The sequence below is a fragment of the Deltaproteobacteria bacterium genome (assembly GCA_029860075.1).
In the GTDB taxonomy this organism is placed as follows: Bacteria; Desulfobacterota; JADFVX01; order JADFVX01; family JADFVX01; genus JAOUBX01.
In genome coordinates this window covers 1-9,726 of sequence record JAOUBX010000117.1, presented here as the reverse complement: position 1 = coordinate 9,726, position 9,726 = coordinate 1, and the positions used below count along the sequence as shown (strand labels likewise).

11 protein-coding genes are annotated in these 9,726 nt (G+C 39.9%); 8 read left to right on the top strand and 3 right to left on the bottom strand.

The genetic code is table 11. The features are described 5' to 3' along the window. The 3 genes from OEV42_20495 to OEV42_20485 form a co-directional block, all read right to left on the bottom strand. On the bottom strand, positions 1-554 hold a 554-nt coding region (locus tag OEV42_20495), incomplete at its 3' end, for a helix-turn-helix domain-containing protein (protein ID MDH3976650.1). Positions 555-716: 162 nt separating this feature from the next. Further along, the gene (locus OEV42_20490) at positions 717-1,628 is read right to left on the bottom strand and encodes a sugar ABC transporter permease (protein MDH3976649.1); all 912 of its coding nucleotides are present in this window, start codon (positions 1,626-1,628) and stop codon (positions 717-719) included. Between the two features lie 213 nt (positions 1,629-1,841). Then, on the bottom strand, positions 1,842-2,210 hold the full coding sequence (locus OEV42_20485) for a response regulator (protein MDH3976648.1): 369 nt from the start codon (positions 2,208-2,210) through the stop codon (positions 1,842-1,844). A gap of 172 nt (positions 2,211-2,382) precedes the next feature. Between OEV42_20485 and OEV42_20480 the strand changes: the two genes are divergently transcribed. The 8 genes from OEV42_20480 to OEV42_20445 form a co-directional block, all read left to right on the top strand. Continuing rightward, positions 2,383-2,706, top strand: coding sequence for a helix-turn-helix domain-containing protein (locus tag OEV42_20480; protein MDH3976647.1), 324 nt, complete (start codon positions 2,383-2,385; stop codon positions 2,704-2,706). 319 nt (positions 2,707-3,025) lie between these two features. Next, positions 3,026-3,460, top strand: a complete 435-nt coding sequence (locus OEV42_20475) for a hypothetical protein (protein MDH3976646.1) — start codon at positions 3,026-3,028, stop codon at positions 3,458-3,460. A 183-nt stretch (positions 3,461-3,643) separates the two neighbouring features. Next, entirely contained in the window at positions 3,644-4,081 is a 438-nt protein-coding gene (locus OEV42_20470; GenBank protein ID MDH3976645.1) for a hypothetical protein, read from the top strand. 113 nt (positions 4,082-4,194) lie between these two features. Beyond that, positions 4,195-4,758, top strand: coding sequence for a tetratricopeptide repeat protein (locus OEV42_20465; protein ID MDH3976644.1), 564 nt, complete (start codon positions 4,195-4,197; stop codon positions 4,756-4,758). A 248-nt stretch (positions 4,759-5,006) separates the two neighbouring features. Further along, the gene (locus OEV42_20460; GenBank protein MDH3976643.1) at positions 5,007-6,308 is read left to right on the top strand and encodes a tetratricopeptide repeat protein; all 1,302 of its coding nucleotides are present in this window, start codon (positions 5,007-5,009) and stop codon (positions 6,306-6,308) included. A 91-nt stretch (positions 6,309-6,399) separates the two neighbouring features. Then, entirely contained in the window at positions 6,400-7,734 is a 1,335-nt protein-coding gene (locus OEV42_20455) for a B12-binding domain-containing radical SAM protein (GenBank protein ID MDH3976642.1), read from the top strand. A gap of 9 nt (positions 7,735-7,743) precedes the next feature. Further along, a complete protein-coding gene (locus OEV42_20450; protein MDH3976641.1) occupies positions 7,744-9,252 on the top strand; it encodes a radical SAM protein in 1,509 nt (502 codons plus the stop codon). A gap of 276 nt (positions 9,253-9,528) precedes the next feature. Next, positions 9,529-9,726, top strand: a 198-nt coding sequence (locus OEV42_20445; protein MDH3976640.1) for a hypothetical protein, incomplete at its 3' end; no start/stop codon positions are given.

Below are 9,726 nucleotides of genomic sequence, written 5' to 3'. Positions count from 1 at the left end.
CATTTACGAGTATCTTTATAGCAAGGCGAATGTAAGGCCTTGCATAATAAAAGGTAGCGACTTGCATTATCGCTTATAGTTAAGGGATAACACCACAAACCATCTCCAGTACGAAACTGTCCTTTATAGTCCGCACTCCATACTTCATTTGCTTTGTCTACATCCAGAAAAGGCTCACTATAAGGTGGCACAGTTTTACGTCGTTTACGTTTCCTTACAAGTCCATTTCTCTTCAACCACTTCTCGATTGTTCCAACGCTGGGCCACGAAGTATTTGGCTCATTTTCCTCTAAAAAAGCCAAAATCTTTTTTGGCCCCCAATTCATGCGATCATGCTTAACTCTTATAAGATACTCTATGATGGCATCAGGTGTTTTTGTCGGACTATTTACCGGGGTACGGCTTTGTTCTTTAAGTCCATCAATTCCCTGCTCAGAATATCTATTAATCCACTTGTACACCGTCTTACGGCTTACTCTGTAAATAACAGATAGTTCTGTTATCGTGAAATTGCCGTTAATACTGTCGGCTACTAACTTTATTCTCTCATCCATAGGTCTCGTATCCTTCCAGGGCATAGGCATTTCCTCCTTTCCCTTTATTATACTGTTACCTATGTCTGTAGGTTATTCTGTTACCTATCTTACTAGGTTGTACCATAACCGCTCCCCCCTTTGACAAAGGGGGGCTGGGGGGGATTTTATTAATTGATATCATCATCTCTCCCCCTTCTCCAGCAACCGCGTCCCCACAGTCCTCACATAAAAGACAGAAACAACCATAATGGTCAGAAATATGACCGTCGACACTGCCGAACCATAACCCATATCTCCTTCAGCGAATATCTTCTTATAACCGTAAAACTGGATGACGCTTGTCGAATCGGCAGGCCCCCCCTGGGTCATGACAAAGACAAGGTCGAATACACGAAAGGCGTCCATGGTCCTGAAAAGGAGAGCTATAAGGATGGCCGGTTTGATCATGGGGAGGGTAATATGCCTGAACTGCTGCCAGGGGGTGGCGCCATCGACCCGTGCCGCCTCATAGAGGTCTTCCGGGATAAGCTGAAGCCCGGCAAGAATAAGAAGTCCCGCAAAGGATGAAGTCTTCCATATATCGGCAATGATAATCGCTGCCAGAGCAGTGACCGGTTCCGCCAGCCAGGCCTCATATGCAGCGCTGTTGGAGCCGTAGAGCAGGAAATTAAAAAAGCCGTACTGGTCATTAAAGATAAAACGCCACATCTGGGAGGCCACCACCGTAGGCAGCGCCCAGGGGATAAGAATGGCGGCCCTGACGGCACCTCTTCCGGGAAAATGTTTATTTATAGTAAGGGCGATAATGAGACCGAAGAGCAGTTCAAATGCTGTTGTAATAATAACAAAGGCAAACGTTACGCCATAAGACGAGATAAGCGCCGGGTCTTTGAAGAGGGCCTTGTAATTATCAAGGCCAATGAATTTTTCACCAAGCCCCGGCACAGTAAGGATAACACGATGAAAACTTAACCAGACTGTATCGGCAACAGGATAAAGTGCAAATAAACAGACCACCAGCAAGGCCGGCGCAAGAAAAGAGTAGCCCAGAAAACGATCCGATGATTGTAAAGTGGATTTATATTTCATCATATTGAGTGGATTTATAAATCAATCTTATCGAATAATCCTTTATTGTCAAAGATTAATAGTAAAATTAGCGCTACCCATGAAGATATACAAGCTGGAGAATGAAGGAAATTATTTCATGCGGCCGATGGCGCAGGCTTATCCGCCTTACGACATTAAAAAGAAAGAGAGTTAAATTAAGTGTTATGTCCCATTTATTTGTTTATTCACCCCCTTTCACTCCCTGAAAGCCGCTTCAATGAAATCATAAAAAACATAGGGATCAAAGGGTTTCAGCAACCAGGGGCGTTTTTCCTGCTCAAAATAAGAAAGATGGGTACCGCTCGGACTTCCGGTGATAAAAACGGTTTTTTTGGCAAGAATGGGATATTCCTTTTTCAGGTTTTTATAAAAGTCGATGCCGTTCATTTCGGGCATTTCGATATCTGCTATAACCAGTGAATAATCATTTTCAGCCGCCCTTTCCAAGCCTTCCAAACCATTTCCTGCACACTTGATAAGGGCGCCCTCGAATTTTACACTGATCAAAAACTTATAAAGTGCTGATAATCTTGAGTCGTCATCGACAATTAAGAATGATTCCATATCGCCTCCCCTGAAAATTCTACTTAAGTGATAGTTATGTTTAGTGTTAATCTAACGCTATGGCTGATAATTCTATCTTAAAGGTTGATAAAGTCAAGGATAATATACTAATGAGTGTGTTCAAGGTCTCCGTTAAATGAAAGATGATATGTAAAAGTCAATGGAGGGCCTTATGAAAGAGACGAAAAGATTATTCGGGATGAGGTTAAAGGAGTTGCGCCAGAGCGCCGGGGTATCTCAGGACCAGTTAGCCGAGAGTGCTGATATAAGTTCAAAGTATTTGAGCAGAATCGAGGTGGGGAAACAGTTTCCCTCTATCGACAAACTGGTGAACCTTTCAAAGGCTTTAAATATTGAACTTAAAGATCTTTTCGAGTTCGATCATCTCAAAGGGGGCGAAAAAGAGCTTAAGAAATCTCTCACTGATTTAATGGAAGAAGCGGGGGAGGAAAAATTGAGGCTCATCTTTAAGATTGGAAGAGCTATCGTTAAATAGTGCATTTCAACCCACAACCTGTGATTTATATTCAAAATCCGCAATCCCCCATCCGAAATCCGAAATTGATAAGCTTGCAACAGGGTTTTATATGTTTACAAAAAAATTTACTTTATGTATAAATGAATAAACAATATCTCGGGGGAAAGAGAAATGGGAAAAGGAAATAAAATAAGGAAAAATCAGAAAGCCCGGACCGGTATCGGGTTTTTTTGATAAGTAACATCATATGAGGGCGAATGCGTCATTTTGGCGGTGAATTAGAGAAAACTTTAGACTGACTGGATGGTCCCACTTCCTGTGGCGTTATGTTTAAAAGATGAATAATACATTGAAAAAATTTCTTTTCATTTTAAGTATTGTACTTATATCTGCTGCAATATTTGCTTGTGGCGTATTTTGGGGTACAAAACAGAACTATTTAGGGCAATTATTTACTATTTCTTTTATGGAAAAAACCATTGTTGAAACTCGTATGACATTCAGAGACATGCAATATCTAGATGAAGGTAATTTTGATGCTCTAAAAAAAATGATTAATGGTCGTTTGGATCGGCAAATCATTACAATTGATGTTTTGTTAGAGGAGTACCCTAATGAAAAAGATAAGTCTAGAGCAATATGGCTATTAGGCAAAATTGCTCAACATCGAGAAAAATATCCAGTCAACATGCAGGCAACTGAGTTTGAAAAAGCGAACAAGAGAATTCAGAATATTTTAAGTCGGTCATTATCAGAAGTAGAAAAGGATTAAACATAATACACTGCTACCCAGACCGCGAAATAAGTGGTCTGATTGAACCAGGAAAAGGGGGGGAAAGAGAAATGGGAAAGGAAATAAAATAAGGAAAGAACAGAAAGCCCGGACCGGCAACGGATTCGGGCTTTTTTTTGATATAAATTGGATAAGTGACATCCGGCGATATACTGTGAAAATATGAATAGAAAAGTAATCATTTCCATAATTTTTTTACTTGTATGCATTGCATCACCATTAAACGCCAGTGAAATTATCAATGGTACGTATATAGGTTGGAAAAAGATTGGTGATTTATCGCCGCACGATAAAAGTGAGGTGTGGTATCACGAACATAAATTAACTATTAAAGGAGGTGCCGCAACAATTTCTGCATCCCCCCGAACTATTAAAAATGGAAAGCTTTTCTACTCAGCATCTGATGGGGGATTTTTCAAATATGAAGGTAAAATAATATTTGGTGCTAATCAGCCAGAAATTGTTATCAAAGTAGTTGATTGCGATTATTGCGGAAAACCTGTTGGTGGCTGGAAAGAAAAAAAGTATCCAATAACTATTGAAGACGAAGTGAGCTTTATTTTTAATTCTGTTAGATATATGCTGCAAAAATCAGAGTAGATTATATAACCCCACACTGCAAGGGACCGCAGGGGCTCTTTTCAATACCCCCTCTAGCGGCCCCTTAGTTTAATCATTATATCACGGAAGTATGCGTCAAGGAGCAAGCCAATATGGACAGAATACGACGGGGAGCGGTGATTCTAGCAATGGGTGTAATTGGCCCTGGAGTGTCCCTTGCTGCAGACGAGCCGAAGCCCAATCAGGAGCGACCTGTGACGTACTGGCGGCACTCCGACAAGTCGGAACACGTCGTTACAACAGAGTCGGACTCCTACTACCGCCAAGCGAAGGAGTTGTACCGGGAGGGACCATCTAAAGCCCCTGAGATCATCGCCCTCCTCAAAAAGGCAATCACGGCAGATGATGCGAACGTCAAGGCACACTATCTGCTAGGCGTCACCTATTTTGGGACCGAGCGATTCGACAGCGCGCTCAGGCAATTTGATCGCGCACTCGAACTACAAGAATCAGACGGCCAGACCATTAATCCCGAACTCCGCTTCTATCGGGCGCGAACGCTGTTCGAACTTGGTCGTTGTGAGGAAGCGAGGCAGATCCTGGAATCACACTGGGCGTTCTGGCAGGATGGTGGTCGACTCCAAGGGCGTTACGAAGCTCTGTCGCCGATGGTGGAAAAGGCCTGCGGAGATTCCGGACTGCCGCAACCCAAGTAGTTGAGACGTGCCATATAACAACGCCTTGAAGTCAAATGGGGTTCTATAACCTATTGATATATCAATATATAACGGTTCGGTTTAATCCTGATATCTTGAGTTTGAACAAATCAACCTGTTAATTTAACGAAATAAGCGTTAAAAAATAACCTGGTTTTGTGGGGTGAGCACAGCTCATCACAATATGTAATTTAGTGGGCAATACGCACGCTACTTATCTATATATGGGAGGCTAATAACGCATACTCATGGCCGTTACATGTGGTATTTGTGGGGTAACATCTGATTTTGACGAAGCGTTTCTGAAAGCAAGAAGATCATTCCGCTTTAAAAAAACAACCTATTGCCCTGCCTGTTGGCTCGAACGTGGAACCTCGATGATACCCTATTTGTTGGGTTGGGGGTTCTTTCTGTTTTTAGGAATTATTCTGGTTGTTCAAAACCCGCAGGAAGGCTGGCTTATCCTAAATCTGTTCTTTATTGTGCTGTGTATACTTCTAATGATCATACCACACGAATTAGGCCATGCTTTTGTTGCGAAATGGTTAGGGTGGCGAGTATTTAAAATTATCATAGGGAGGGGGCGAATTATTAAGACGGGAACCATGTTCGGCTTTTCCTATGAAGTTCGGAAGCTCCCCTTTCATGGTTTAACATTTTGTTTTGCCAACTCATCACAGTGGTATCGTCTGAAGCAATTTTGTATTGTGGCCGCAGGGCCAATTGTCAATGTGGCCTTTCTCTTCATTGCGCTTCAAATCCCACAATCAACAAGCCTCAGTCAAGCATTATCCCAGTCACTTAATCCGGTTGGATGGTTGATAGTGGCGAATGCGTGCATTCTGGTCATTAATCTGATTCCCTGTCATTTTAAATTACCACAAGGGAAAATTCCTAATGACGGATTATCCTTACTCACAATGCCCTTTTTCCGCCAAATAGAGATCGAGCGACTATTGCCTTTTTACTATATCTATGAAGGGCTAGAGTACCTCTATAGGCAACAATTTCAGAAAGCAAAAGAATCGTATCTTCAAGGGCTCTCTCAGTATCCGGAAAATCCTCTGTTAAAAAATGGTTTAGGAGTTACCTGCCTGAACATGGGTAAAGTTGAAGAAGCTCGTTCAATATTCAGGCAGCTCCTTGATCAAAATGATCCCACCGATAAACAGCTTCACGCACTGTTATTGAATAATCTGGCCTATGCAAACATGTTGTGTGATCCTCAGGGATTGTTGAAAGAAGCAGATACGCTTTCCGCTCAAATGTATAAAAGTTGTCCCTGGGTTCCAACCTTTAAGGGGACGCGCGGCATTGTACTCATTGAATTGGGAGAACTTAATGAAGGGATTACCTTGTTGAAGCAGGCGATGAAAGGCACTGAAAACCCTCGTGATAATGCCATAAATGCTGCATATCTTGCAATTGCCGAAGCTCGGAAAGGTGACATTAAATGTGCCAATCAGTATCTTGAAACTGCGCGACAATTCGATGATGCGTGTTCCTTGCTGGATCAGGTACAAAATGAATTGTTTTTAGCAGAGGCATGATGTGTGTCGTTAAGGATGAAATGGGCTAGTTATCTAGGACAGCCCCTAAAAAATTAATTGATATGGGCTACATATATTTTACTGTATAGATATGGCGGAAAATAAAAAAATATTGCGGTTAATAAATCCCATCCCAAATGATGTAAAAAGACCTTCTGGCATGGCACACATTTTCAACATCATCCCATTACAACTGGCAACTGTTGCTTCCGTTACACCAGAAAATTGGGATATTGATATTCAAGATGAAAATGTTACGGCAATCGAACACAATGCCAAACCTGACCTTGTTGGTATTTCAATAAAAGCATGTACTGCAAATAGAGGTATAGAAATTGCCAATGAATATAAAAAATTCAATATACCAGTAATTTTTGGAGGCTCTCATGCAAGTTTATCCCCGGAATCAATTAAGCCCTATGCTAACGCGGTAGTGCGAGGCGGTGTTGAAAACATTTGGACTAACTTATTATCCGACTTTGAAAGCGGTAATCTGAAAAATATTTATGATGGGCGATTATATCGCGCTATTCCTAAATATAAAATGCGCTGGGAATTATTCGACAAAAAAAAATACAAAATATTTTCTATTATTGCGCGGAGAGGTTGTTCATACAAATGCTCTTTTTGTACTATTCCCGAAATGTATGATGGCGTACAAAGCAGAAATATATTCGACGTGATTGATGATATTCAAAGAATGGAATCTAAATACTTTATTCTATGGGATGAAAACCCTACAGATAACATCGTATATGCTGAAAATTTTTTTAAAGCACTCACACCTTTAAACAAAACCTGGTTTGCAGAAGCAACTACAAAAGTGACCGAAAATACTTCTCTTTTAAATGAAATGGGTAAAAGTGGTTGTAAAGCAATTTACCTCGGTATAGAAAGCTTTTCACAAAAAAGCCTAAATAATGTAGGAAAGGGTTTCAACAAAATTGGAAGGTACAAGGACATTGTAAAAAAACTAGGCGACTGTGGCATTATGGCACATGCAGGCCTGGTACTTGGATTAGATGGCGACGACGAAAGTACTTTTGATGAAACCCTGGAAGGTTTATATAAATGCAATTTTGTGTCAGCTTCAATCAAAATTCTAACGCCATATCCTGGAACAAAACTACACCATCGTTTTGAAAAAGAGAGAAGAATCTTTGATTATAAACTAGAACATTACGATGAAAAACATGTAGTTTTTCACCCAAAGAGAATGACTGCTGATCAACTCTACGATGGGTACAAATATGTAGTGAGTAATTTCTATTCCATGAGTTCCATCGCAACACGAATAAAAGATAATATCCTTATGCATGGTATAAATCCAGGGAGTTTTAGCCTTGTAAACTTCGGCTGGAGGAAAGATTATTTTTCAACATTATTGGATAGTAGGCATGTATATAAAAAAGTAATGAATAAGTGAATATATTCTATGAAATTATTGAGAAAAAATGCATTGCCACTTGAAGAGGGAACAAAGCCGCCAAGAAAGACAAATGCTAAGGGTACTAAGCTTAAGCACGCCATTTTAATTAATGTAGGTTATCCGACACCAATAAATAAAAGGGGAATTTACGATGTGCCGGAATTACATATTGCGGCCATTACTCTACCATTACTGGCTTCTTTGATTAGAGATATCAGGTCTGATTGTACGGTAAGAATATATGATGAGTTAGGTACTCATATTGATATGGATTATATTGATAATCTTCCAAGGTCAAATACAATAATATTCATATCAGTCAAAACGCCTTTGGCTTATGACGCCAAACATCTATTCAAAGTTTTTAATGAATTAAAATTTACGGTGGTAATGGGTGGCCCGCATGTCTCTTCATGCTTAAACGAAGTTATTCATTACACCAATGTTGCAGTGCACGGCGAGGCCGAAGTGCATATGGAAAATGTAATTAAAAGTTTTGAATCGGGATTATTTGATTATAATACCTTGCCCGGTCTTCAGTTCAAATCGAAGAAGAACAGTAATTTTCTGCAATCCCCTTTGCCGGATAGACATCTCTATAAGCACTCCATGAAATATATGTTTCCAGGTGTTATTGAGTTCAGCCGAGGATGTCAATATCGATGTTCTTTTTGTGCCAGTACGAATTTATACACAGACAAAGTTATTCATAAATCGATTGATCAAGTACTTTTGGAAATTAAAACTTTGCCAAAATTTTATAGAAAATTCCAGACCTGGTTTTTTGTGGATGATAACTTTTGTAGTTCGCACCGGAAAACTAAGGACCTTTCTTTAGCGATTGGACGAAATTTTCCAGAAGCCCGATGGGGTTGTGCAATGACAATTATGTCAGCGAGAGACACAGAATTGCTGGATGCAATGGTAGCAGGGGGGATGAGGTATGTTTTTATAGGTTTTGATTCTATAGTGCAATCAAGTTTGGAACATACTAGAAAAAGCGGATCTAAAACCAGGGAATATAGCATATTAATTAATGAACTAAAAAAAAGAAATGTATTTATTATTGCTGCCATTGTTTTTGGTTTTGATCAAGATAATTCTGATATCTTTAAAAATACACTAGAATGGGCAAAAAACTCTGGGGTAGATGCCTTAAACTTAAACGTATTACGGCCATACCCAAATACACCGCTCTACAACGATCTAAAACAACAAAATAGACTCATATTTGATCCATGGTGGCAACAGCCATTAGAGACAAGAATGGAAATGGTACAGAATAATACGTATAATTTGGCCGGTACAATGGTAACCTATAAACCGAAAAATATGTCTGCTAAAGAACTGACACACGGCACATTGTGGGTTGGCCAGGAATTTTATAAACCAACAATCGCAATTCCACGTATAATAAAAAATTATTCTCAAATAACTAATTTCACAATAGAGGCCATAATGAACTACGGTTACCATAATGAGTACAAGAGTATTAATGAATTGGACATTACTTAACAAGAGACGGACGAATATATCGGGAACGGGTTCACATTTGAGTTTCAAATAAGTGTGCTTTATGTATAAATGAAAAATGTATAACTTGGGGGAAAGAGAAATGGGGAAAGGAAATATAATAAGGAAAAAACAGAAAGCCCGGACCGGTATCGGGCTTTTTTGATATAAAAAGGATATTTGAAAAATAAGGTTTTTTTTGATAAGTAACATCATATGAGGGCGAATGCGTCATTTTGCGGTGAATTAGAGAAAGCATTATATTAACTGGTTGTGCCTATGAATAAAATATTGACCATCACATTAATCAGTGTATTTGTTACCTTCACAGGCATGTCACAAGCGATTGCTGACACTCTCGGAGAACTGATATACTCTAGTTGGGGGCGACTCTGTAGCACGACTGCCCAAGGTGGTACAGAACGCTGCATAGAAGGGGGTAAGGAAATCGATTCACCCGCATGGCAACCTGGTGGC